The organism is Pseudarthrobacter kochi, from assembly GCF_055412805.1.
Genome location: NZ_JBVAYV010000003.1, coordinates 111,479 through 133,637, shown reverse-complemented (window position 1 = coordinate 133,637; position 22,159 = coordinate 111,479). Strand labels below are relative to the sequence as shown.

Sequence of the window (22,159 nt, the reverse complement as noted above, 5' to 3'; positions counted from 1 at the left end):
GGCCAGGTGCCCGGATGGGTACCTGGCCGGTGGGGCGATAGTGTATCCGTATGACTGTTTTTGCTGTTGAGTACGTATACGATGCCGAATCCTCCGAAGCCCGCGACGCCACCCGCCCGGCGCACCGCGAATGGACCGCAGGACTTGCCCAGGAGGGAACGCTGCTCGCCAGCGGCCCCTACGGTGACGGCGCCGGTGCGCTGCTGATCTTCAAGGCCGCCGATGAGCGGGCCCTGAACGAGGTCCTCAAGCAGGACCCCTTCGCCGCCGCCGGTGCCATCTCCGGCACCCGCACCATGGCCTGGGCTCCCGTGACCGGCCTCCTGGCCGGCCACGCCGCCTAGCCGCCCCCGCCAGACCTACTTCGACACAAGGAGTCCATGTGACCTCGGTCAGCCTGGGAATGCCGTCAGCACCGCCCCCCGTCCTCGCGCCGCGCCGCAAGACCCGCCAGATCAAAGTGGGTTCGGTCGGCGTCGGCTCCGATTCGCCGATCAGCGTGCAGTCGATGACCACCACCCCCACCACGGACATCAACGCCACGCTGCAGCAGATCGCCGAGCTCACGGCCTCCGGCTGTGACATTGTGCGCGTCGCGTGCCCGTCCGCGGACGACGCCGAGGCCCTGCCGATCATCGCGCGAAAGTCCCAGATCCCCGTCATCGCGGACATCCATTTCCAGCCGAAGTACGTTTTTGCCGCGATCGAAGCCGGTTGCGCCGCGGTCCGGGTGAACCCCGGCAACATCCGCAAGTTCGATGACCAGGTCAAGGAAATCGCCCGCGCGGCCAAGGACCACGGCACCTCGATCCGGATCGGCATCAACGCGGGCTCGCTCGAGCCCGGCATCCTGAAGAAGTACGGCAAAGCCACCCCGGAAGCCCTCGTGGAATCCGCCGTCTGGGAAGCCTCGCTTTTCGAGGAGCACGGCTTCCACGACTTCAAGATCTCGGTCAAGCACAACGATCCTGTCATCATGGTCGCCGCCTACGAGATGCTGGCCGAACAGGGCGACTGGCCGCTGCACCTTGGCGTGACCGAGGCAGGCCCGGCCTTCCAAGGCACCATCAAGTCGGCCACGGCCTTCGGTGCCCTGCTGTCCCGCGGCATCGGCGACACCATCCGGGTTTCCCTCTCCGCCCCGCCGGTGGAGGAAATCAAGGTCGGCAACCAGATCCTGCAGTCGCTCAACCTGCGCCCGCGCAAGCTCGAGATCGTCTCCTGCCCGTCCTGCGGCCGCGCCCAGGTGGACGTGTACACGCTGGCCGAGCAGGTCACGGCAGGGCTGGAAGGCATGGAGATCCCGCTGCGCGTTGCCGTGATGGGATGTGTCGTCAACGGACCGGGCGAAGCCCGCGAAGCCGACCTCGGTGTCGCCTCGGGCAACGGCAAGGGCCAGATCTTTGTGCGGGGCCAGGTCATCAAGACTGTCCCCGAGGACCAGATTGTTGAGACACTGATCGAAGAGGCCATGCGTATCGCTGAAGAGATGGGGGAGGCCGATGGCGAAGATGCTGTCAAGGGTAGCCCCGTGGTTAGCGTCTCGTAAGGACGGCGCCGCTCCCGGCGTCGCAGTCCGGACCCTTGGGGGCCCGGACACTTCCCAGCTCGTGGACCTGGCGCGGCAGGACGCCGTCGCCAATGTCTTCATCCTGTCGCACCTGGCAACCGCCGGTTCGGCGGCGCCCACCACCGGCGGGGCCAGCATCCTTGGCGTGTTCGACGGCGGTACCCTCCTCGGCGCCTGCTGGGCCGGAGCCAACCTGGTTCCCGTGCAGCTGGACCCCGGGCTTGCCGGCGCGGTGGCAGCCGCCGCGCACCGCTCGGGCCGCCGGTACGCCTCGATCTTCGGCCCGGCCGACACGGTCCTGGCCTTGTACGCCGGGCTGGAACTGTTCGGCCAGACGGCCCACGAGATCCGCGATGACCAGCCGCTGATGACAATTTCCGGGCCGCCCGCCGTGACCCCGAATCCACAGCTGGGTTTCGGCCAACTGGCGGACTTCGACCGGATCCTGCCCGCGTGCGCAGCGATGTTCGAGGAGGAAGTGGGATATTCGCCCTACCTCGGCGGCCGGGAGTACTACAGCCGCCGGGTCAAGGGCCTCATCCGCGAGGGCCATTCCATGGTGCACCTGAGCCCCGAGCGCGAGGTGGTCTTCAAAGCCGAGCTGGGGGCCGTCACCCCGGAGGTAACGCAGGTCCAGGGGGTCTGGATGAACCCGGAGTTCCGCGGCCAGGGCCTCAGTGCAGGCTACATGGCAGCCGCCGTCGTGCTGGCCCAGACCCTTGCCCCGGTCACCAGCCTGTACGTCAACAATTTCAACACCCGGGCCCGCGCCACCTACGAGCGCGTGGGCTTCCGCCAGGTGGGCACGTTCGCCACTGTTCTCTTCTGATTTCTGCACTTTCATAACTGCAGTGGTCTTCTACCCCCAGCCGTAACACTGGCATCACAGCAAAATATCTGAATCGGGACTCTTGTTTTCGTGCCCTGTGTCACATAAATTCGATCTAGCCGTGTCGCATGGGCACGTGTTTCCACGGGTGCGGTTGCCGGGATGCAGACGCCCTTGAGGGCAACACCAGAAGCCCTCAGCCGGAACTTTGGCGGATCTGGGGGCCGCAGAGCCACGCCATGACAGGATGACCAGCCGGGAACGGCCAGGGGCTTCCGTCAGTTATGGCGTGGCTCTTCTGCGTCCGGGCTGACGGTAGATTAGTACCTGGACTTGTGGGCCGGTTTTGCCGGTCCAGCTGATTCTCCAACTGACTCACAGCTTCGCTGCTTTGCCCCGCACCTTCCCAGAAACGGATAGATACCCAGTGGTCCTTCGACTCTCCAAGCTGTTCCTGCGCACCCTGCGTGAAGATCCCGCCGACGCCGAAGTGGCCAGCCACCGGCTGCTGGTCCGTGCCGGGTATATCCGCCGGGCTGCCCCGGGCATCTACACGTGGCTTCCGCTGGGCCTGAGCGTGCTGCGCAAGGTGGAGGCGGTCATCCGCGAGGAAATGTCCGCTATCGGCGCCCAGGAAGTGCATTTCCCGGCCCTGCTGCCCAAGGAGCCCTACGAAGCCACGAACCGCTGGACCGAGTACGGCGACGGGATTTTCCGGCTCAAGGACCGCAAGGGCAACGACTACCTGCTGGCCCCCACGCACGAGGAAATGTTCACCCTGCTGGTCAAGGACCTGTATTCCTCGTACAAGGACCTGCCGCTGAGCATCTACCAGATCCAGAACAAGTACCGCGACGAGGCACGCCCCCGGGCCGGGCTGCTGCGCGGCCGCGAGTTCATCATGAAGGACTCCTACTCCTTCGACGTCGACGACGCCGGCCTGGACGCCAGCTACGCCGCGCACCGCGGCGCCTACCTGAAGATCTTCGCGCGCCTCGGCCTCGAGGTCATCCCGGTGGCAGCCACGGCCGGCGCCATGGGCGGGTCCAAGAGCGAGGAATTCCTGCACCCTACCGAGATCGGCGAGGACACGTTCGTCCGCTCCGCCGGCGGCTACGCGGCCAATGTCGAGGCCGTCACCACCGTCGTCCCCGCGGACATCGACTTCAGCAACGCTCCCGCCGCAGAGGTCCGGGACACCCCGGACACCCCCACCATCGAGACCCTCGTGGACGCCGCCAACGCCCTGGCGCCCCGCAGCGGGGCCGACGGCGGCGCCTGGACGGCCGCCGACACCCTCAAGAACGTCGTTCTCGCCGTCACCCTCCCGACCGGCGAACGCCAGATCGTCGTCATTGGCCTGCCCGGCGACCGCGGCGTCGACCTCAAGCGTGTGGAAGCGAACATCGGGTCCTTCCTGCCGATCGGCGGCGAAATCACGATCGAGGCCGCCAACGAGGAAGACCTCAAGAAGCAGCCCCTCATCGTCAAGGGCTACCTTGGCCCCGGCCTGTCCCTGGACGCGCCCCTGCTGGGCACCGAGGGCGCCGCCAAACTGCTGTACCTCGTGGATCCCCGGGTTGTCCGGGGCTCCGCCTGGGTCACCGGCGCCAACGAGGCCGGCAAGCACGTCTTCGGCCTGGTCGCCGGACGCGACTTCGGCTGGGACGGCGTCATCGAGTGCACCGAGGTGCGCGCCGGCGACGAGGCCCCCGACGGCTCAGGCCCCCTGGAAACCGCCCGTGGCATCGAAATGGGCCACATCTTCCAGCTCGGCCGCAAGTACGCCGCAGCCATGGACCTCAAGGTCCTGGACCAGAACGGCAAGCAGGTTGTGGTCACCATGGGTTCGTACGGCGTCGGCGTCACCCGCGCGGTCGCGGCCCTGGCCGAATCCAACCACGACGACAAGGGCCTCATCTGGCCGCGCGCCGTCGCGCCGGCCGATGTCCACGTGGTGGCCGTTGGCCGCGGCGAGGAGATCTTCGCCGCCGCGGAGAAGCTGGCCCTTGACCTGGAAGCGGCCGGCCTCGAAGTGATCTACGACGACCGTCCCAAGGTGTCCCCGGGCGTGAAGTTCGGCGACGCCGAACTCGTCGGTGTGCCGACCATCCTCGCCGTCGGACGCGGGCTGGTGGACGGCGTCGTCGAGATCAAGGACCGCCGCAGCGGCAACGCCGAGAACATCGCCGTGGACAAGGCCGTCGATTACGTCGTCAACGCCGTGCGCAACAGCTGACCAGCTGAACTAGGCAGGCGTGGTTTCCGGACTCGAGTCGATCGAGCTCAGTACTCTCATCCTGATCGTGGTCGCCGGCTTCGCCGCGGGCTGGGTCGATGCCGTCGTCGGGGGCGGGGGATTGATCCAGCTCCCGGCCATGCTGCTGGTGCCGGGCATCAGCCCGGTGCAGGCGCTGGCCACCAACAAGATGGGCTCCATCTTCGGCACCACGACCAGTGCCGTCACGTACTACGGCAGGGTGCGGCCGGACCTGCGCACGGCGCTGCCCATGGCGGTGATCGCCATGGCCGGCAGCCTCGGCGGCGCAGTACTCGCCGCGAACCTCCCGGCGAGCGTGTTCAAGCCCATCATCGTGGTGGCGCTCGTCGCCGTCGCGCTCTTCACCGCTTTCCGCCCCAACGTGGGGGAACTGACCAGGCTGCGGCACAGCGGGCACCGGCACTATGTGCTGGCGTGCCTGATCGGCGGCGTGATCGGCTTCTATGACGGCCTGATCGGCCCCGGCACCGGATCATTCCTGATCATCGCGCTGGTCTCCGCGATGGGCTACGCCTTTCTCGAAGCAAGCGCCAAGGCCAAGATCGTGAACATGGCCACCAACGCCGGCGCCCTGCTGTTCTTCGTGCCGCACGGCGCCGTGCTGTGGGGTCTCGGGCTCGTCCTGGGCCTGGCGAACATGGCCGGCGGGTACCTGGGCGCCCGGACGGCCGTCAAACAGGGAAACAAGTTCATCCGCATTGTGTTCCTCGCCGTCGTGGGGGCGCTCATCATCAAGCTCGGCTCCGACATCTGGCAGGACAGCATCGCGTAGCATCAGCGCCCCGGCCCCGCACCGGTGCCCGCTCCCGTGAGGGCTGCCCGTACCGTGCCCGCGGGCGTAGCATGCAGCTATGTCAGCACCGGAAGAACGCTACGGCGATGCCCTGGAAGCTGCGGCCAGGCACGCACGCCAGTGGCTGGAGAGCCAGGAAACGCGCCGTGTTGGCCCGCGCGTGACCGCGGCGGACCTCGCGGCCGACTTCGGCGGGCCGCTGCCCGAAGAGGGCATGCCGGCGGCCGAGGTGGTGGACTACCTGGCAACGAAGGCTGAGCCCGGACTGATGGCCATGCCCTCCGGCCGCTTCTTCGGCTGGGTCATCGGCGGGACCCTTCCGGCGGCCCTGGCCGCGGACTGGCTGGTCAGCGCGTGGGACCAGAACGCCGGGCTGCGCTACGCCACTCCCGCGACTGCCGCTATTGAGGAGGCCGCCGGCGGCTGGTTGCTGGAGCTGCTGGGGCTGCCGGCAGAGTCCGACGTCGGCTTCGCCACCGGCGCCACCATGGCCAACTTCACCGGCCTCGCCGCGGCGCGGTGGCGCCTGATGACGGAGGCAGGCTGGGACCTGGACGTCAACGGCCTCGCCGGCGGCCCCAGGATCCACTGCTTCGTTGGCCAAGAACGCCACGACACGATCGACCTCGGCCTCCGGTACCTCGGGCTGGGCCGGCCCACGGCCGTCGCCGCGGACCGGCAGGGCCGCATCATCCCCGGGGAACTGGACCGCGCCCTCGGGCGCACGCTGGACGGCGCGCCAAGCCGGGGAAACAACTCCGGGCGGGCCCCGGCGTTGGTGTGCCTGCAGGCCGGGAACCTGCATTCCGGTGCCTTTGACCCCTTCCTCGAGGCAATCGCCGTCGCAAAATCGTACGGTGCCTGGGTACACGTCGACGGCGCCTTCGGGCTCTGGGCCGCCGCGGTCCCCGAACTCGCCGAACTGACCGCCGGGCTGGAACTCGCCGACTCCTGGGGCACCGACGCGCACAAAACGCTCAACGTCCCCTACGACTGCGGCATCGCGGTTTGCCGGGATGTCCAGGCCCTGCGCTCCGCCATGGGCGTGCACACCAGCTACCTGATCCAGGCGGCGGACGGCACGGCGGACCCGTTCGAGAAGGTCCCCGAACTCTCCCGCCGGGCCCGCGGCGTCCCGGTGTGGGCGGCCCTGAAGTCGCTCGGCAGGGACGGCGTCGCCAGCCAGGTCCGCACGCTCGTGCAGCGCGCTGCGCAACTGGCGGAGCAGCTGTCCGCGCTCGACGGCGTCGAGGTGCTCAACGACGTCGACTACACCCAGGTCTCGCTGGCCTTCGGCGACGACGCCGCCACGCGCGCCGTGACGGCCCGGATCATCGCCGACGGCCGGGTCTGGATGTCCGGTTCGCGCTGGCGGGACCGCGACATCCTCCGGATCTCGGTCAGCAACTGGAGCACGGACGACGCCGACGTGGCGGTTGCCGTGGACGCCGTCCGGGACGCCCTGGCCGCGGTCCGCGGCCAGAACGACTAGCTGCCTGCGTCGCCCGGCGCCGGCAGCCCGTGGGGTGCGGGAAGCTCCGGCAGCGTGCGGCCGGCCAGTGTGCTGGCCACCCAGAGCGAACGGGCGAGATCGCCCTCATGGCCCGGCTTCGCGGCATACCGGAGGGCGTTGTCGACCTCGCGGGCCAGGGCCCATTGCCGGGCGACGTCGGCGTCGAGGCCCGCGGCCAGGCTGAAGTCACGGCAGCGCTCCAGCAGGCCTTGTTCCGGATCCGCCCGGGGCAGCTCAGGAATCCGGTTCCACAGCAAGGGTGCCACCGCGAATTCCGCTTCGCCGATCATGGGCTGCGGATCGATGGCGGCCCAGCCGTCGGCCGGTTTCGGTGCGCCTCTTTCCGGGCCACCACGGCCGGGCCGGGCCAGGATATTCACGTAGTGCAGGTCGGTGTGGACCAGCACGTCGCGGCCGGAGCGGCGGCCGACGGCTCCGCGCGTCTGGCAGACCTCAAGCGCAGCTTCCAGCAGCCAGCGCGGGAACGGCCGGCCCAGAAGGTCCCAGGTCGCCGGCAGTTCGTCACTCCACTGCTCGGCCCTGGCCGCCACGTGTTCGAACGCCCGCCAGGCCGGCCCGCCGTCGGGCACCAGGCTCAGCCGGCGAACAAGCTCACCCCACACCGGCACCGCCACGTCCACGGGCTCATCCTGAAGCGAGCGGACGGGGTCCAGGCGCTCCAGCAGCAGCGCCCCGGCACCGGCGTCGTGCGCCAGCAGACGCACCGCCCCGTCCCCCTTCCAGAGGACGAGGGCCTGCGGTTCCGCCAGCGCTTCGTCGTGCGGATAGGCAATTTTGAGGACTGCAGCGCCGGCAGCTCCTTCGGCGGCCACCCCGGCTGGGGCACCGGTGCGACGGCGCACCGGGACGACGATGGCGCCGTGGCCGTTCCAGGGCAGTGCGCCGGTAGCGAGCTCAAGCTCGAGCTGCCACCGGTCCAGGGACTGCTGGATCAGCCGGGGGAGCGACGCCAGCCAGTCGCGGCCGCTGGCGCTGGCGCCGTAGCGGCGGCTGAGCTCGGGCGGGATCGGGACGTCTGCAGGCTGGATCACAGATCCAGCGTAGTTGGCCCGGCCGCGGGGCAGGACTGTCAGGCCGTGATGCCGCTGGCGCCGAGCCAGCTGCCGATCAGGAAGGTCGCGATCAGCGCTGCCGCGCCGCCGATCACCACGCGGATGGCCGCCTTGGACTTTGAACCGCCGCCGATCCAGGCGCCGATGGCTCCGGTCAGGGCCAGAGCCACCAGCACAGCCACGAACGTCAGCGGCACCCGGATGTTTTCCGGCGGCAGGAGGATGGCCAGCATGGGGAGGACCGCACCGACCAGGAACGCCGCGGCGGAGGCGAAGGCGGCGTGCCAGGGGCTGACAATGTCCGTCTCGTCAATGTGGAGCTCGGCGGAAAGGTGGGCGCCGAGGGCATCGTGGGCGGTGAGTTCCAAGGCCACAGTGCGGGCGGTGTCGGCGCTGAGGCCCTTGCCCTGGTAAATGGCGGCGAGCTCCTCAAGTTCCTCTTCGGGCTGTTCGGCCAGTTCCCGGCGTTCCTTCTCGATCAGCGCCTGCTGGCTGTCCTTCTGGCTGCTCACGGACACGTATTCGCCCAGGGCCATCGAGATTGCACCACCCACAACGCCGGCGGCACCGGCGATAAGGATGGGGCCGGAGTCCGTGGTCACGCCGGCGACGCCGACCACAATCGCGGCGACGGAGACGATGCCGTCGTTGGCGCCCAGCACACCTGCGCGCAGCCAGTTGAGGCGGTGCGCGATGTCGTTGTGGTGGGGCTCGTTCTCGTGCTGGGTGGGGGTGGCTTGACTGTCCATGACTACAGCAAACCACCGGCGCCCCCGGCCCACCAGTATTACGAGCCTAAGTTAGCCGCGGCTTGCACGTCAGCACAGCGGTTCCCGCCACCCGTGTGCGGCGCAGCGGGGGCACATTGACGCGGACACGCCGGGTTCAGGACAGGTTTCGTGGCCAACGGACCTCAAAGGCGCCCCGGACGGCCGCCACCCGGCGGCCGTGCCCCCGCAGCCCCAACTCCCCGCAGCCCCAACTCCCCGCCGCCTCGGGTCCCCGCCGCCTCGGGTCCTGGGGCCGGACGCGATCTGCGCAGCGGGGGCACTTTGGCGCGGACACGCCGGGTTCAGGACAGGTTTCGTGGCCAACGGACCTCAAAGGCGCCCCGGACGGCCGGCGGGACGGAGGGGAGGAGCGCAGGACGTGGAAGAGGAAGGAGCTAAGTAGCGCAGCAAGGGCTAGGGAAGCTCAGGGAACCCGTCCGGGTCCGCCGCCAGGCCGGGAAGAACGCCGGTGTCCGCACCCCAGAGGGCGGACCGGCGCGCGGCACCCACGAGGCCGGCGATCGCCCACTGCCGGGTCTGGCCCTCGCTCAGGGCAACCAGATCGCCATAGACAGGCAGCGCCGAGGCCTCCAGTCCGCCGAGGCCTGCGGCGGGAGAGGCCAGGAACGCCGGCGCAATCGTGTACCCGGCTGCGCGCGGCGGGACGGGTGCGCAATGCATCCGGCTCAGTTCTTCCGCGCCGGCGGCGAGGGCCTCATGCCGGGCGAGCTGCTCCGACGCAGGGCCGGCCGCTGGACCACCCAGCCGGGTCAGGGCCACCTGGTAGCCGTAGACAGTTTCCAGTTCGGTCTCGACTGTCGCCGCCAGCGCACCGGGAAGGGACGCGGCCGCAGCATCCGCGCCGGCCGAAAACCCTGGGAACGACCCTGACGACGACCCTGACGACGACGGCGATGCCTGGACGGCACTGGGGCACGCGCCGGACAGCCGGGGTGCGGCGGGGTCGGACACCACGGGCGCGGGCGCCCCGGCGGCGGCGGCGAGGGAGGACGCCTGGAGCAGCTGGGCGGTCCCGACGGCGGCAAGCAACCGGGCCATTCCGCCGTCGGCCACGGCGGCGTCGGCGAGCCGTTGCGAGGCGCTGGCCGCCAGTTCGGTTGCCAGCGCGGCCACGGACGCGGGCAGCGGAACAGCAGACGGGGCGGCAGCAGTGCCAAAGCCCGGCGACGAAGGGGCGGCCGGTGCGTCCTGGCCCGGCACCAGGAGGGCCCGGGAATGGCTTGTCAGCAAACTCACAGTCCGCGCCACGGCGGGCTGTGGGTCGCCGGCGGCGGACTTGCCAAGTTGCTCGCCGGCGGCACGCAGCCGCAGGGTTTCGGTTAGCGCGGCCGACCGCGCCTGTTCGGAAAACGGCGGTTCGGCGGGTTCCTTGGGGCTTCCGGGACTCCAGGCCAGGCCAAGGCTGGCAACCACGAGGGCGAGGCAGGCAAGGAGCGCGATGCGGGGCATGAGCTCCCGCCGCCGCTTTTCCCTGCTGTCGTCTTTCACAACAGACCATATTGTCATGCTCCTCATGCCGGCCGGGAACTGAAGTGCACCACGGCGCCCGGAAAATCGCTAGGCTAGTACACACAACATCATCTAGAGCGGGAGGCGGCCGGCATCATGACCAACCCAGAAGCCACGACTTCAACAGACCGGACCGGAACGGGTAAGGCTGAAGCCGCACCCGCCCACAACTTCGAGGCCGAGCGGCTGCATGCCCTCCTGGAGCCCGAAGTCCAGGCAAACCGGCTGTACCTCGAGGACGTCTCCATTCACGTCGCCGGCGCCAACCGGGTGGTCCACGTGGTGGTGGACCTGCCGCAGGAGGAGGCCGGCGGCGTCGGCCTCGACGTCATCGCCGAGATTTCCAAGACCCTCTCCGACATCCTGGACAACGATCCCAGCACCGACGCGCGCCCGTACGAGCTTGAGGTTTCCTCTCCCGGCGTCGGCCGTCCCCTTACCGAAGAGCGGCACTGGCACCGTGCCCGCGGCCGGATGGTCAAGGTCAATGTCCTGCAGGGCGAGAACGTCACGGGCCGGGTGCAGTCCGTCGATGACGAGGGCGTCACCCTGGTCCCGGAGATCACCGTGAAGAAGGGCATGAAGCCCAAACAGGGTGAGCCCATCAAGCTTCCTTTCGACAGGATCCGCAGTGGAAAAGTCGAGATAGAGTTCAGCCGCCTCGAAGAGGCTGGCCTGGAGAACGCACACAATGGACCTTCTGAGGAGGCCTAATGGATATTGACATGAGCGCACTGAGACTCCTGGAGCGTGAGCGTGAAATCCCGCTGGATCTCCTGATTCCGACGATCGAGCAGGCCCTGCTGGTGGCCTACCACAAGACGCCGGGAGCCTTCGAGAAGGCCCGTGCCGAGCTGGACCGCAAGAGCGGGCACGTGACCATCTGGGCCACGGAGATCGACGACGACGGCGCCCCCATCGGCGAATTCGAAGACACACCCGCAGGCTTTGGCCGCATCGCCGCCAGCACTGCACGCCAGATCATCCTGCAGCGCCTGCGCGACGTCGAGGACGACAACGTCCTCGGCGAGTTCAAGGGCCGCGAGGGCGAACTTGTTGCCGGAACCATCCAGCAGGGCAACAACCCGCACATGATCCAGGTCAACCTGGGCACGGTGGAGGCACTCCTGCCGCCGCCCGAGCAGGTGCCGGGGGAGAAGTACACCCACGGGAACCGGCTCCGCGCCTTCGTGATCGACGTGCACCGCGGCACCAAGGGCCCGTCCATCACCCTGTCCCGCTCGCACCCGGGCCTCGTGCGGAAGCTCTTCGAAATGGAAGTCCCGGAAATCGCGGACCGCTCCGTGGAAATCGTCGCCCTGGCCCGCGAAGCCGGACACCGCACGAAGATGGCCGTCAAAGCCAACAACCCCGGCATCAACGCCAAGGGTGCTTGCATCGGTGAAATGGGATCGCGTGTCCGTGCGGTCATGAACGAACTCAACGACGAAAAAATCGACATTGTCGACTACAGCGACGATCCCGCGACGTTCATCGCCAGCGCACTGTCCCCGTCCCGGGTGAATTCGGTCACCATCACGGACGAGGCAACCCGCTCGGCCCGTGTGGTGGTCCCGGACTACCAGCTCTCCCTCGCCATCGGCAAGGAGGGCCAGAACGCCCGCCTCGCCGCCAAGCTCACCGGCTGGCGGATCGACATCGTCTCTGACGCTGCGGTCAGCCGCGACAAATAGGCCCCACCGTGGCGGCCCCAGCAAAGGGGTCACAACAAAAGGGCCGGACTTCGGGCCCGCCCGCCGGCGTCCCGGGCCCCGTAAGTTCGGGGTCCGGCCGCTCGAGGGGCTAGAATAGACATGACCGCGCCTCACGGCCGGTATCCGCGTGTCCCTTGCGCGTCCGGGTTTGCGTCCGGCGAAGGTGTTGGTGACAACCCCTTGGCCTGGCAGGCTCAGGACTCCGGGTCGGCAGATATGTACTGGCAGGAAGAAACTCGTAAGTGGCACACGTGCAACACCTCGGGAATCAGCCGCAACGTACCTGCATCGGATGCCGGAAGAAGGGCACGCGGTCACAGCTACTCCGGCTCGTCGCCGACAGCAGCGGTTCATCCGCTGTCGTAGTCGACGAACGACGCCGGATGGCTGGCAGGGGTGCATGGCTGCACCCCAGCGAAAAGTGCCTGGCACTGGCGGTCAAACGTCGAGCGTTCGGACGCGCCCTCAACGGCGCTGCCGGAACCGCCGACGTCGAACGCCGGATCATGGCGGGCACGCAAGCCGTGGACACCCCGGTGGCCGCAGCAACAACCGTCCAACCTGAAAGCGGGTCAGAAAACTGATGGAAACCCGATGAGTTCCCAGCGATGAGTGCGCAACGATGACAACTTTGTTGCGCTCTGCAATGGACCTTTCAGCTGCACTCGCGGCGGAGGTCCGCAGTAAGAAGTAGACGGTTCGTGCCTGGCTCGGTGCGGACCGAGACAGGAGAAATGTGGCCAAGGTCCGCGTACATGAGCTCGCTAAAGAGCTCGGTATTACTTCCAAAGATGCAGTAACCAAACTGCAGGAACTGGGCGAATTCGTTCGCTCTGCCTCTTCCACCATTGAGGCCCCCGTTGTGAGGAAACTCCGCAACGCCTTCCCCGACGCAGCAGCAGCTTCGAAGTCCGAAGCGCCTGCGTCCGCCCCCAAGGCACCCGCCAGCCCCTCGGCAAACCGTCCGGCGCCTGCGCCGGCTCCGGCCGCCCCCAAGGTTGCGGAAACGAAGACTGAAGCTCCGGCTCCGGCAGCGGCTGCTCCGGCACCCAGTGCCGCCCCTGCGGCCCCCGCCGCCCCGGCAGCTCCGGCGGCCCAGGCTCCGGCAGCACCGTCGACGGGCGTCAAGCCCGGCGCACGTCCGGCACCCAAGGCTGAAACCCCGGCTGCTCCGGCACGCCAGGGTGGCTCGGCGCCCCGCCCGGGCGGTCCCCGCCCCGGCAACAACCCGTTCGCGACCTCCCAGGGCATGCCCCGGGGCCGCGGCGGCGACAACGAACGTCCCTCGCGTCCGGGTAACAACCCGTTCGCTCCTTCCCAGGGCATGCCGCGTCCGGGCGGAAGCCGCACCGAGGGCGAACGCCCCGGCGGCCCGCGTCCCGCAGCAGGCGCTGGTGGTCCCCGTCCCGGTGCTCCCCGCACCGGCGGCGCTCCGGGCGCACGCCCGGGCGCTCCGCGTCCGGCCGGCGCAGCAGGCGCTGGCCGTCCGGCAGGGGCCGGCGGAAACCGTCCGACTCCCGGCATGATGCCTAACCGCACCGAACGTCCCGCACCCGCTGGTGCAGGACGTCCCGGCGGCGGGGCCCGCGGTCCGGGCCGTCCGGGTGGCGCTCCAGGTACCGGTGCTCCCGGTGCCGGTGGCGGCGCTCCGGCCGGCGGCGGCTTTGGCAAGGGCGGCCGCGGTCGCGGCGGCACCCAGGGTGCTTTCGGCAAGGGCGGTGCAGGCCGTGGCAAGCAGCGCAAGTCGAAGCGTGCCAAGCGCCAGGAACTCGAGCAGATGAGTGCCCCGTCGCTGGGCGGCGTCAGTGTGCCCCGCGGTGACGGCAACACTGTAGTCCGGCTTCGCCGCGGCTCGTCCATCACGGACTTCGCCGACAAGATCGAGGCGAACCCCGCAGCACTGGTGACCGTCCTCTTCCACCTCGGCGAAATGGCTACCGCCACGCAGTCGCTGGATGAAGAGACCTTCGCCCTGCTGGGTGAGGAGCTTGGCTACAAGCTCCAGGTCGTGTCCCCGGAAGACGAGGAGCGCGAGCTGCTCTCCGGTTTCGACATCGACTTCGATGCCGAGCTGGAAGCCGAAGGCGACGAGGAACTTGAGGCCCGTCCTCCGGTCGTCACTGTCATGGGTCACGTTGACCACGGTAAGACCCGCCTGCTCGACGCCATCCGCAAGTCCGACGTTATGGCGGGCGAGCACGGCGGCATCACGCAGCACATCGGTGCCTACCAGGTCACGCATGCCCACGAAGGTACCGATCGCAAGATCACCTTCATCGATACTCCGGGCCACGAGGCGTTCACCGCCATGCGTGCCCGTGGTGCGAAGGTCACCGACATTGCCATCCTCGTGGTGGCAGCGGACGACGGCGTGATGCCGCAGACCATCGAAGCCCTCAACCACGCGCAGGCGGCCAACGTGCCGATCGTCGTGGCCGTGAACAAGATCGACAAGGAAGGCGCCAACCCGGAAAAGGTCCGCGGCCAGCTGACCGAGTACGGACTGGTTCCGGAAGAGTACGGTGGCGACACCATGTTCGTGGAGGTCTCTGCCCGCCAGAACCTGAACATCGACGAGCTGCTCGAGGCTGTCCTGCTCACCGCAGACGCAGCCCTGGACATGCGCGCCAACCCGAACAAGGACGCCCGCGGTATCGCGATTGAAGCCAACCTGGACAAGGGCCGCGGCGCGGTTGCTACCGTCCTGGTTCAGTCCGGCACCCTGCACGTCGGCGACACCATCGTGGCAGGCACGGCCCACGGCCGCGTCCGTGCGATGTTCGACGACGACGGCAGCGCACTGACCGAGGCAGGCCCGTCCCGCCCCGTGCAGGTACTGGGTCTGTCCAACGTCCCGCGCGCCGGCGACACCTTCTTCGTGACCGCTGACGAGCGCACCGCCCGCCAGATCGCCGAGAAGCGTGAAGCTGCGGACCGTAACGCCGCCCTGGCCAAGCGCCGCAAGCGCATCAGCCTGGAAGACTTCGACCAGGCCGTCGCCGATGGCAAGATCGACACCCTCAACCTCATCCTCAAGGGTGACGTGTCCGGTGCCGTGGAAGCCCTCGAAGACGCGCTGCTCAAGATCGACGTCGGCGAGGGTGTCCAGCTCCGCGTTATCCACCGCGGTGTCGGTGCGATCACGCAGAACGACGTCAACCTGGCAACGGTCGACAGCGCCGTCATCATCGGCTTCAACGTCAAGCCCGCCGAGCGTGTTGCCGAACTGGCAGACCGCGAAGGCGTGGACATGCGCTTCTACTCCGTCATCTACGCAGCAATTGATGACATTGAGGCAGCCCTCAAGGGCATGCTCAAGCCGGAGTACGAAGAGGTCCAGCTTGGCACCGCCGAGGTCCGCGAAGTGTTCCGTTCCTCCAAGTTCGGCAACATTGCAGGCTCGATCGTCCGCTCGGGTGTTATCCGACGCAACGCCAAGGCCCGTGTCACCCGCGACGGCAAGATCATCGGTGACAACCTCACCGTTGAGACGCTCAAGCGCTTCAAGGACGACGCCACCGAGGTCCGCACGGACTTCGAGTGTGGTATCGGTCTTGGCTCGTTCAACGACATCACCGAAGGTGACATCATCGAGACCTTCGAGATGCGCGAGAAGCCGCGCGTCTAAGGTGTCTTAGCGTTACAGGTGCGGGGCCGTTGGGTTTTTCCCGGCGGCCCCGCCCCTTCGCCGGACGGTTTTCGATCTTCGATCGCAAACCGTCCGGCTCCGACAGGCCCGATGCCACTCCCAGGCCGCCGGGAAAAACCCAACGGGAGTCCGTCGTAGACTCGCCTTAGGCGCGTGGCAACAAACCCAACAAGTGTGCGGCAACCGTTCAGGCGCCGTCGTACATCCAAATTTTTAGGAGTGGAAATGGCTGATCCCGCACGGGCTGCCAAGTTGGCGCAGCGGATTAAGGTTGTTGTTGCTGAGGCCCTGGGTCGTAGGGTCAAGGATCCCCGGCTTGAGGGCGTCACTGTTACCGATGCGCGTGTGACCAATGATCTGCAGCACGCCACGATTTACTACACCGTGTTCGGTGACCAGCTGGTCCAGGCCGAGGCTGCCAAAGGGCTTGAGAAAGCCAAGGGCGTGCTGCGGCAGGAAGTTGGACGGAACATCACCGTCCGGTTGACCCCGACCCTCGAGTTCGTGGCGGACCAGATTCCCGTGAACGCCTCTAACCTGGAGGAACTGCTCCGGGCCGCGAAGAAGCGTGACGCCGAGGTGGCCGCCCTCGCCGCCAGCGCAAAGCACGCAGGCGACGCCGACCCCTACAAGAGCGACACACCGCAGGACGTGGAGCTCGACGAGGACGACTTCGACGAAGAGGACCTGGACCTCATCGACGAAGACGACGTCGACGAGGACACCAACAAGTAGTCCAGCAACATTTGTCCTGCACCACTGCAGGACTGCAAGGAAATGGCCGGCCCCGGTGGGGGACCGGCCGTTCCTGTTCAGCCGCGCGCCGTTGCGTCAGGACTTCGCCGAGCCGTCGTGCCGCCCGGACTCCAGATCCAGGTACATGACCTGGCCGTCCGGCGGGCCTCCGGAGCCGGGCAGGGCGTTGACCGTGGCATAGAGGATGTGTCCGCGGAGGTCGACGTCGGCGGTGAAGGCAGCCGCGAGCACCACTGTCTGTTCGCCCGAGTCCGGGTCGATCCTGAGGCCGCCCTCGCCGAACAGCGAGGCAACGTACATGTCACCGTCGTCGTCCAGGACGAGTCCCGTGGGCGACATGATGTCTTCCGCCACGAGCTTCACCTCGGCGTCGTCCGGGTTTACCTTGAAGATCGCCCCGCGCGGGCCCAGTGCCGGATCTTCCGGACCGCCCGGAAGCGAGGTCACGTACAGCCAGCCATCGGGGCCGACGGCGACGTCGGTCGGCACCGCCTCGAAGTCGTAGGTTGTTCCCACAACGCAGTCGGGCAGGCCGTTGGAGGCCGCGGCCTCCGGGGTGATCTTGTAGGACCGCGGCGGCATCACAGCGACGGTCTCGGTCTTGCCGCTCCGGGCATCAACCGACACCACGCTGTTGGCCCCGGCATCGGCGACGTAGAAGGCCCCATCGGTGACGGCGATTGCGTACGGATGCGAATCCACTTCACCCTTGTAGTTGGCCGGCATGTTGGCCGGCAGCTGCGCTGCGCAGCCGTCCGGCAGGTCACGGAAGCCGTACCGGGTTGTGCCGTCGGCGTTGTCCTCCGTCTCCAGGGCCGCGAAGTCGCCAAGCGTCCGCTGGTGTCCGTCGTCGTCGATGATCCGGACGTGGCCGGCCAGCTCAGCGGGGTCGGGTCCTGCGCCCTGGCTCTCCAGGACGTAGGTGTTCCCGTTCCACTGGGCGTTGCCCGTAACGTTCCAGTCAGGGGTTTCGTAGAGGACCTTCTGGTTCCCCTCGGAGTCGACCCGCGTCAGCCTGCCGGCGAAGGACTCGCTCACCGTCACGGAGCCGTGGTGGCCGGCGCTGACATGAAGCGGCCCCACCAGCCTGCCGGTGAGCACCACGGGCGCTGTCTCTCCGCCGTTCCCGCGGCCGTTCCCGACAGGGGCCGCGCCGGCGGCTGTCCCGCTGGTGAGGAGCACGGCTGCGGTTGCGGCCGTGGCTAGCAATGACAAACTCTTTCTCATGGTTGGCTCCCGTGGCGAATGATGAAATATCCACTGTGTTGAGACCCGTGAGACCCCTGAGACCGGTACAGCGGCCGCCGGACTAGTCACGGCGGCCCCCTCAACCGGATAGTAGGCCCTGGGAGGCGCAAAGTCGATGGCTTCGCGGCAGGTCCGGATCTTCCGTAACGGATGCCGTTGCTGGCTATGATCGGACCATGCTCACGCCACCCTCCGCCCCCGATGTCAACCGCTTCCTGGACCGTGCGATCCGGCTCGCCGCCGGGAGTGTGGCCGGGGGCGGCGGACCGTTCGGAGCGCTGGTCGTGACAGCGGACGGGCGGATCCATGAGGGCGTCAACCGCGTCACACGGGACAACGACCCCACAGCCCATGCCGAAGTGGTGGCCATCCGCACGGCCGCCGCCGCATCCAGCAACTTCGATCTCAGCGGTGCCGTGCTCTATGCCAGCTGCGAACCGTGCCCCCTCTGCCTCGCCGCTGCCCTGTGGGCCCGGGTGGACCGGGTCTACTTCGCTGCGGACCGTCACGCCGCGGCTGCCGCCGGCTTCGACGACGCGCTCTTCTACGAATACTTCGACGGAACCCGGCCGGACCTCATGCCGGTCCGCCACACGGCCGTTCCGGCGTCTGAGGTTCCCTTCCAGGCCTGGCGCGCCAACCCCGACCGCGTCGAGTACTGAAATCGTGTCGTCTGCGTCCGGGGGACTTTGGACTCTATGCCCGCCCCGTGCGGTGGCGTCCCATGGAACCATGACTGCGGGGACTCGGGAAGGCGGCGGGCCGTGGGCTCCAGCCTGATCGCGTGTCCCCATTGCGGGAAGACCAACCGGATTCCTGCGGCGGCCGCCGGCCATCCACGTTGCGGCAACTGCCGGAAGGACCTGCCCTGGATCGTCGACGCCGGGGACGCGGACTTCGGTGTTATCGCCGAGCAGTCCTCGACGCCGGCCCTGATCGACTTCTGGGCCGCCTGGTGTGGTCCCTGCCGCATGGTCAGCCCTGTGCTGGACAAGCTGGCCCACGAGCGGGCCGGCCGGGTGAAACTCGTTAAGGTCGACGTCGACAAGTCGCCGGGCCTGTCGCGGCGCTTCGATATCCAGGCCGTTCCGACCATGCTGCTGATCCGGGACGGCAACGTCGTGGCCCGCCAGGCGGGTGCTCCGCCGGCAGCGGCCCTGCGCCAATGGCTCGACGGCGCGCTGGCAGCGGGCCAACCGTGACCGTCCCACTGGCCAGATGGAGGAAAGAATGACCGCAATCCTGCGTTACGAAGTTGGTTCCGGCACGGTCCTGGTCGAGGCCGCGGATGACAGCTTCGGCGTGAAGCTGGCCGGCGGGGCAGGGGCCATCATCGCGCAGAACTGCTCTGAGGCCCACTTCATCGTCAAGCTGTCCTTCACCCGCGCGCCCGCCGCGCAATTGTCACCGGAAGAAGAGATCATGCTGTGAGGCCCCCCGGCCAACCGGACTAAAACGGAGAACCGGACAAAGAGAGTCAGCGGGGCTCCCGCTCAGCGGCGCCGCCTGCCCCGGGCACCCAACCCACCCAGGAGGGGCGAACCCACCCCCAGCAGGAAGCCGAAGTCATACCAGTTACCGGCTCGGGCCGTGTTGTAGAAAGGGAACTCGCTCCACTGCCCGAAGACATGGACGATCAACACAATCCAGGCGGTAAGCCCGTTCCAGATGCCCCATAGCAAGTCCTGCCACCACATGTGAACCTCCCTGACCAAACGCTCAAGCACCAATTCCGGAACGGCAGCCCGCGGAACCCCGCGCGAAATTCATTGCGCTGCGCTCAGGTTAGGAGTTGCGGTGCCGCGGCGGTAGGGGACAAGGACCCCGGAGACGGGTCTGTCGGCCGGCGTCTAGCCTACCCGTGCCGGAAGCCGGCGGAGGCCTTCGACGAGATCGGCCTGGCTGCTGCAGAGCGCGATCCGGATCCAGCCCTCGCCGATCGAACCGAACGCGGTGCCGGGGGCGAAGGACACGCCGGAATCGGCCAGGAAGCGCCGGACCCAGCCCCGGACGTCCCCGCCACTGACGTGGGACACGTCTGCCCAGAGGTAGAAGGCCCCCTGCGCCGTCAGAAAGGGGATGCCCTTGGACGCCAACACGGCCGAGGCAGCATCCCGGTTGGCCCGGTAGTGTGCGTGGGCGTGGCTGACATAGTCCTGCGGGCCCGTCAGAGCCGCCAGCGCCGCGTACTGCGAGGGCGCGGCGACACAGGAGACAATCGCCTCCATCACGTTGTTCATCTTCTGCTCCAGGCCGGGCGGGCAGACCAGCGCGCCGATGCGGAGCCCCGTCAGGCCGTAGGTCTTGGAGAGCGTCAGCGAGGTGAACACGCGGGCTTCACCCGGGATGTCGCTGTCGAAGCGGGCCGGACTCACATGCGGAACGTCATACGTGAACGCTTCGTAGCATTCGTCGGAGATGATCCACAGATCGTGCCGGACGGCCAGCTCCACGAGGCTGCGGGTGAGCTCTTCGCCCAGGACGGCGCCCAGCGGGTTGGATGGTGAATTGAGGATCAGCACCTTGGTCCGCGGGGTGATGAGCTCCTCGATGTCCTCGATCCGCGGCTGGAAGTCGTGCTCGGGATACAGCGGGTACTGCACCGGGACGGCGTGCAGCAGGCTGGACGTCATCGCGAAGGTCGGGTAGCCCGGATTCGGGATCAGGATTTCGTCGCCCGGCGAGAGCAGCAGGCTCATCGCGAAGTGCAGGCCCTGCTGGGCGCCGTCGACGACGTACACACGGTCCGCTCCGACCGGTGTCGCGTTGTGTTCCCGGAACCGGGCGGCGAACGCCTCGCGTAGGGCCGGGATGCCGGCGTTGGGGGTGTAGTTCGTTTCGTCGCGGTCCAGGCACGCCATCCCGGCCTCGAGGATATGGCGGGGGACGGCGAAACCCGGTTCGCCGATGCTCAGGACGATGGCGCCGGGGGTTCCCCAGGCGGCTTCGGTGATTTCGCGGATCTGGTTGATGGGGACGTCGCGGACGTGGGCGGCAAGCTCGGGCATGTCTGCCATCCTATCCGCCGCGGCTCCCGGCGCCGGGGGAAGCTCCGGCGCAGATATACTGGGGAGCGTGCTTTCTGGACTGGTAATAGTGGACAAGCCGCAAGGCTGGACCAGCCACGATGTGGTTGGACGGATGCGGCGGCTCGCCGGTACCCGAAAGGTGGGCCACGCCGGCACCCTGGATCCCATGGCGACGGGTGTTCTGGTAGTCGGGATCAACAAGGCCACCCGCCTGCTGACCTACATTGTGGGCACTTCCAAGACCTATACGGCCACCATCCGCCTGGGCGAATCAACTGTCACCGACGACGCCGAGGGCCAGGTCACAGCCACCCGCAGTGCCGCCTCGGTCACCGAGGGTGCGGTCCGGGCCGGCGTCGCCGCCTTGACTGGTGAGATCGAACAGGTCCCCAGCAGCGTCAGCGCCATCAAGGTCAACGGCGAGCGCGCCTACGCCCGGGTCCGCTCCGGCGAAGAGGTCACGCTGGCCGCACGGCCGGTCACCGTCCACCGCTTCGAGGTCCACGGGATCCGTCGCGTCCACGCGGGGGAGTCAGACGTCGAGGCGCTGGACGTGGACGTGACCGTGGAATGCTCCTCCGGCACCTACATCCGGGCGCTGGCCCGCGACCTCGGCGAGGCGCTCGGCGTCGGCGGGCACCTGACGGCGCTGCGCCGGACCCAGGTGGGCCCCTACACGCTGGACCAGGCCCACACCCTCGAACAGCTCGCCGAAGAGTTGGACATGCTCGAAATGTCCCAGGCCGCGCGCGCGCTCATGCCCAACCGTGAACTCAGCGACGAGGAAACTACCGAGATTTCCTTCGGCCGCAGGATCGCCGCAGGAGCAGCCGCCGGCACGCCCGGGGCCGCCACACCGGAGACTCCGGCCGCCGCGTTCGCCCCGGACGGGACGCTCGTGGCACTGCTCGCCGACAAGGGGAGCTACGCCAAACCGGTGCTGGTCTTCGCCCCGGACAATGAGAAGCGCGCCCCGAAGCAGCCGGCTGTGGAACCGCAGGCGGGGCAGTAGTGGACGCGTATTTCTACATCATTTTGGTGGTCGGGCTGGTCTCCACCGTCGTCTGCCTGACCGCGGCCATCCTCAAGAAGGCCCCGAACGACACGACGATCCTCTCGGTGGCCGCCGTCGAACTGTCCCTGCTGGTGTACCTGGTCGGTTCGATCATCCGGGTCGCGGGCGGGGAACAGATCGCGGGGGAGCCCTGGGAGTTCTGGGGCTACCTGTTGACGGCGCTCCTGCTGCCGGTCGGCGCGGTGTACTGGGCCATCCTGGAACGCACCCGCTGGAGCAACTTCGTGCTGGCCGCCGTCGGCGTCACCGCGCTGGTGATGGCCGCCCGGATGAATCAGATTTGGTACTGACGTGGAAGAGGCAAAAAACGTGACGGCGAAACCTTCGC

The 22,159-nt window shown here is 68.1% G+C and carries 22 protein-coding genes; 16 read left to right on the top strand and 6 right to left on the bottom strand.

The features are described 5' to 3' along the window. The first annotated feature begins 50 nt into the window (after positions 1–50). The 6 genes from ACZY0Y_RS02800 (at position 51) to ACZY0Y_RS02775 (ending at position 6,965) form a co-directional block, all read left to right on the top strand. Positions 51–344, top strand: coding sequence for a YciI family protein (locus tag ACZY0Y_RS02800; protein ID WP_463880419.1), 294 nt, complete (start codon positions 51–53; stop codon positions 342–344). A 38-nt stretch (positions 345–382) separates the two neighbouring features. Continuing rightward, positions 383–1,549 carry a flavodoxin-dependent (E)-4-hydroxy-3-methylbut-2-enyl-diphosphate synthase gene (gene ispG / locus ACZY0Y_RS02795; protein WP_160666795.1) on the top strand — a complete coding sequence of 389 codons (1,167 nt, stop codon included), beginning with the start codon at positions 383–385 and terminating at the stop codon, positions 1,547–1,549. After that, positions 1,512–2,399: a GNAT family N-acetyltransferase gene (locus ACZY0Y_RS02790; RefSeq protein WP_160669115.1), complete on the top strand. Its 888-nt coding sequence runs from the start codon at positions 1,512–1,514 to the stop codon at positions 2,397–2,399. The genes ispG and ACZY0Y_RS02790 overlap by 38 nt, the downstream gene beginning before the upstream one ends. A 427-nt stretch (positions 2,400–2,826) precedes the next feature. Further along, positions 2,827–4,638, top strand: a complete 1,812-nt coding sequence (locus tag ACZY0Y_RS02785) for a proline--tRNA ligase (protein ID WP_463880422.1) — start codon at positions 2,827–2,829, stop codon at positions 4,636–4,638. Positions 4,639–4,657: 19 nt separating this feature from the next. Then, positions 4,658–5,452 carry a sulfite exporter TauE/SafE family protein gene (locus ACZY0Y_RS02780; protein ID WP_463956723.1) on the top strand — a complete coding sequence of 265 codons (795 nt, stop codon included), beginning with the start codon at positions 4,658–4,660 and terminating at the stop codon, positions 5,450–5,452. A 79-nt stretch (positions 5,453–5,531) separates the two neighbouring features. Beyond that, on the top strand, positions 5,532–6,965 hold the full coding sequence (locus tag ACZY0Y_RS02775; protein WP_463956721.1) for a pyridoxal phosphate-dependent decarboxylase family protein: 1,434 nt from the start codon (positions 5,532–5,534) through the stop codon (positions 6,963–6,965). Here the strand turns inward: ACZY0Y_RS02775 and ACZY0Y_RS02770 are convergent. From ACZY0Y_RS02770 to ACZY0Y_RS02760, 3 genes are all read right to left on the bottom strand, one after another. After that, positions 6,962–8,038 (bottom strand): aminoglycoside phosphotransferase family protein, encoded by a 1,077-nt coding sequence (locus ACZY0Y_RS02770; protein WP_463956720.1) that lies wholly within the window; start codon positions 8,036–8,038, stop codon positions 6,962–6,964. The two genes, ACZY0Y_RS02775 and ACZY0Y_RS02770, sit on opposite strands and share 4 nt — an antisense overlap. 38 nt (positions 8,039–8,076) lie before the next feature. Continuing rightward, positions 8,077–8,808 (bottom strand): VIT1/CCC1 transporter family protein, encoded by a 732-nt coding sequence (locus ACZY0Y_RS02765; RefSeq protein ID WP_463880433.1) that lies wholly within the window; start codon positions 8,806–8,808, stop codon positions 8,077–8,079. A 435-nt stretch (positions 8,809–9,243) separates the two neighbouring features. After that, positions 9,244–10,356, bottom strand: a complete 1,113-nt coding sequence (locus tag ACZY0Y_RS02760; protein ID WP_463880436.1) for a DUF4439 domain-containing protein — start codon at positions 10,354–10,356, stop codon at positions 9,244–9,246. Between the two features lie 99 nt (positions 10,357–10,455). On the opposite strand from ACZY0Y_RS02760, the gene rimP reads away from it, so the two are divergent. The 5 genes from rimP (at position 10,456) to rbfA (ending at position 16,458) form a co-directional block, all read left to right on the top strand. Next, on the top strand, positions 10,456–11,073 hold the full coding sequence (gene rimP, locus ACZY0Y_RS02755) for a ribosome maturation factor RimP (RefSeq protein WP_463880439.1): 618 nt from the start codon (positions 10,456–10,458) through the stop codon (positions 11,071–11,073). Then, positions 11,073–12,053: a transcription termination factor NusA gene (gene nusA / locus ACZY0Y_RS02750; RefSeq protein WP_024366138.1), complete on the top strand. Its 981-nt coding sequence runs from the start codon at positions 11,073–11,075 to the stop codon at positions 12,051–12,053. The genes rimP and nusA overlap by 1 nt, the downstream gene beginning before the upstream one ends. A gap of 263 nt (positions 12,054–12,316) precedes the next feature. Next, positions 12,317–12,658 (top strand): YlxR family protein, encoded by a 342-nt coding sequence (locus ACZY0Y_RS02745; protein WP_463956718.1) that lies wholly within the window; start codon positions 12,317–12,319, stop codon positions 12,656–12,658. A 152-nt stretch (positions 12,659–12,810) separates the two neighbouring features. Then, positions 12,811–15,702: a translation initiation factor IF-2 gene (gene infB / locus ACZY0Y_RS02740; protein WP_160666777.1), complete on the top strand. Its 2,892-nt coding sequence runs from the start codon at positions 12,811–12,813 to the stop codon at positions 15,700–15,702. Positions 15,703–15,948: 246 nt separating this feature from the next. Then, positions 15,949–16,458 (top strand): 30S ribosome-binding factor RbfA, encoded by a 510-nt coding sequence (gene rbfA / locus ACZY0Y_RS02735; protein ID WP_463880442.1) that lies wholly within the window; start codon positions 15,949–15,951, stop codon positions 16,456–16,458. Positions 16,459–16,554: 96 nt separating this feature from the next. Here rbfA and ACZY0Y_RS02730 read toward each other — a convergent pair whose 3' ends face one another. Further along, positions 16,555–17,706 carry a ScyD/ScyE family protein gene (locus ACZY0Y_RS02730; protein ID WP_463956716.1) on the bottom strand — a complete coding sequence of 384 codons (1,152 nt, stop codon included), beginning with the start codon at positions 17,704–17,706 and terminating at the stop codon, positions 16,555–16,557. 197 nt (positions 17,707–17,903) lie between these two features. Here ACZY0Y_RS02730 and ACZY0Y_RS02725 point away from each other — a divergent pair, with 197 nt between their 5' ends. The 3 genes from ACZY0Y_RS02725 (at position 17,904) to ACZY0Y_RS02715 (ending at position 19,158) form a co-directional block, all read left to right on the top strand. Further along, complete coding sequence (locus tag ACZY0Y_RS02725; RefSeq protein ID WP_463880446.1) at positions 17,904–18,389, top strand: nucleoside deaminase; 486 nt, start codon at positions 17,904–17,906, stop codon at positions 18,387–18,389. Positions 18,390–18,491: 102 nt separating this feature from the next. Further along, positions 18,492–18,929: a thioredoxin gene (gene trxA, locus ACZY0Y_RS02720; protein WP_463956714.1), complete on the top strand. Its 438-nt coding sequence runs from the start codon at positions 18,492–18,494 to the stop codon at positions 18,927–18,929. A gap of 28 nt (positions 18,930–18,957) precedes the next feature. Beyond that, positions 18,958–19,158 (top strand): hypothetical protein, encoded by a 201-nt coding sequence (locus ACZY0Y_RS02715; RefSeq protein WP_463956712.1) that lies wholly within the window; start codon positions 18,958–18,960, stop codon positions 19,156–19,158. A 62-nt stretch (positions 19,159–19,220) separates the two neighbouring features. On the opposite strand, the gene ACZY0Y_RS02710 is transcribed toward ACZY0Y_RS02715, so the two are convergent. Beyond that, on the bottom strand, positions 19,221–19,424 hold the full coding sequence (locus ACZY0Y_RS02710; RefSeq protein WP_463880453.1) for a hypothetical protein: 204 nt from the start codon (positions 19,422–19,424) through the stop codon (positions 19,221–19,223). Between the two features lie 153 nt (positions 19,425–19,577). Then, positions 19,578–20,735, bottom strand: a complete 1,158-nt coding sequence (locus tag ACZY0Y_RS02705) for a pyridoxal phosphate-dependent aminotransferase (protein ID WP_463956710.1) — start codon at positions 20,733–20,735, stop codon at positions 19,578–19,580. A gap of 67 nt (positions 20,736–20,802) precedes the next feature. On the opposite strand from ACZY0Y_RS02705, the gene truB reads away from it, so the two are divergent. After that, the gene (truB, locus tag ACZY0Y_RS02700) at positions 20,803–21,768 is read left to right on the top strand and encodes a tRNA pseudouridine(55) synthase TruB (protein WP_463956708.1); all 966 of its coding nucleotides are present in this window, start codon (positions 20,803–20,805) and stop codon (positions 21,766–21,768) included. Continuing rightward, positions 21,768–22,121, top strand: coding sequence for a hypothetical protein (locus tag ACZY0Y_RS02695; RefSeq protein WP_463880459.1), 354 nt, complete (start codon positions 21,768–21,770; stop codon positions 22,119–22,121). Before truB ends, ACZY0Y_RS02695 begins: the two co-directional genes overlap by 1 nt. The last annotated feature ends 38 nt before the right edge of the window (positions 22,122–22,159 follow it).

What these genes read in the sequence shown, in the direction of transcription:
- ACZY0Y_RS02800 (WP_463880419.1), top strand. Translation starts at nt 51, where the DNA reads ATGACTGTTTTTGCTGTTGAGTACGTATACGATGCCGAATCCTCCGAA.
- ACZY0Y_RS02790 (WP_160669115.1), top strand. Translation starts at nt 1,512, where the DNA reads ATGCTGTCAAGGGTAGCCCCGTGGTTAGCGTCTCGTAAGGACGGCGCC.
- ACZY0Y_RS02775 (WP_463956721.1), top strand. Translation starts at nt 5,532, where the DNA reads ATGTCAGCACCGGAAGAACGCTACGGCGATGCCCTGGAAGCTGCGGCC.
- ACZY0Y_RS02765 (WP_463880433.1), bottom strand. Translation starts at nt 8,808, where the DNA reads ATGGACAGTCAAGCCACCCCCACCCAGCACGAGAACGAGCCCCACCAC.
- ACZY0Y_RS02760 (WP_463880436.1), bottom strand. Translation starts at nt 10,356, where the DNA reads ATGACAATATGGTCTGTTGTGAAAGACGACAGCAGGGAAAAGCGGCGG.
- rimP (WP_463880439.1), top strand. Translation starts at nt 10,456, where the DNA reads ATGACCAACCCAGAAGCCACGACTTCAACAGACCGGACCGGAACGGGT.
- nusA (WP_024366138.1), top strand. Translation starts at nt 11,073, where the DNA reads ATGGATATTGACATGAGCGCACTGAGACTCCTGGAGCGTGAGCGTGAA.
- rbfA (WP_463880442.1), top strand. Translation starts at nt 15,949, where the DNA reads ATGGCTGATCCCGCACGGGCTGCCAAGTTGGCGCAGCGGATTAAGGTT.
- ACZY0Y_RS02730 (WP_463956716.1), bottom strand. Translation starts at nt 17,706, where the DNA reads ATGAGAAAGAGTTTGTCATTGCTAGCCACGGCCGCAACCGCAGCCGTG.
- ACZY0Y_RS02725 (WP_463880446.1), top strand. Translation starts at nt 17,904, where the DNA reads ATGCTCACGCCACCCTCCGCCCCCGATGTCAACCGCTTCCTGGACCGT.
- ACZY0Y_RS02715 (WP_463956712.1), top strand. Translation starts at nt 18,958, where the DNA reads ATGACCGCAATCCTGCGTTACGAAGTTGGTTCCGGCACGGTCCTGGTC.
- ACZY0Y_RS02710 (WP_463880453.1), bottom strand. Translation starts at nt 19,424, where the DNA reads ATGTGGTGGCAGGACTTGCTATGGGGCATCTGGAACGGGCTTACCGCC.
- ACZY0Y_RS02705 (WP_463956710.1), bottom strand. Translation starts at nt 20,735, where the DNA reads ATGCCCGAGCTTGCCGCCCACGTCCGCGACGTCCCCATCAACCAGATC.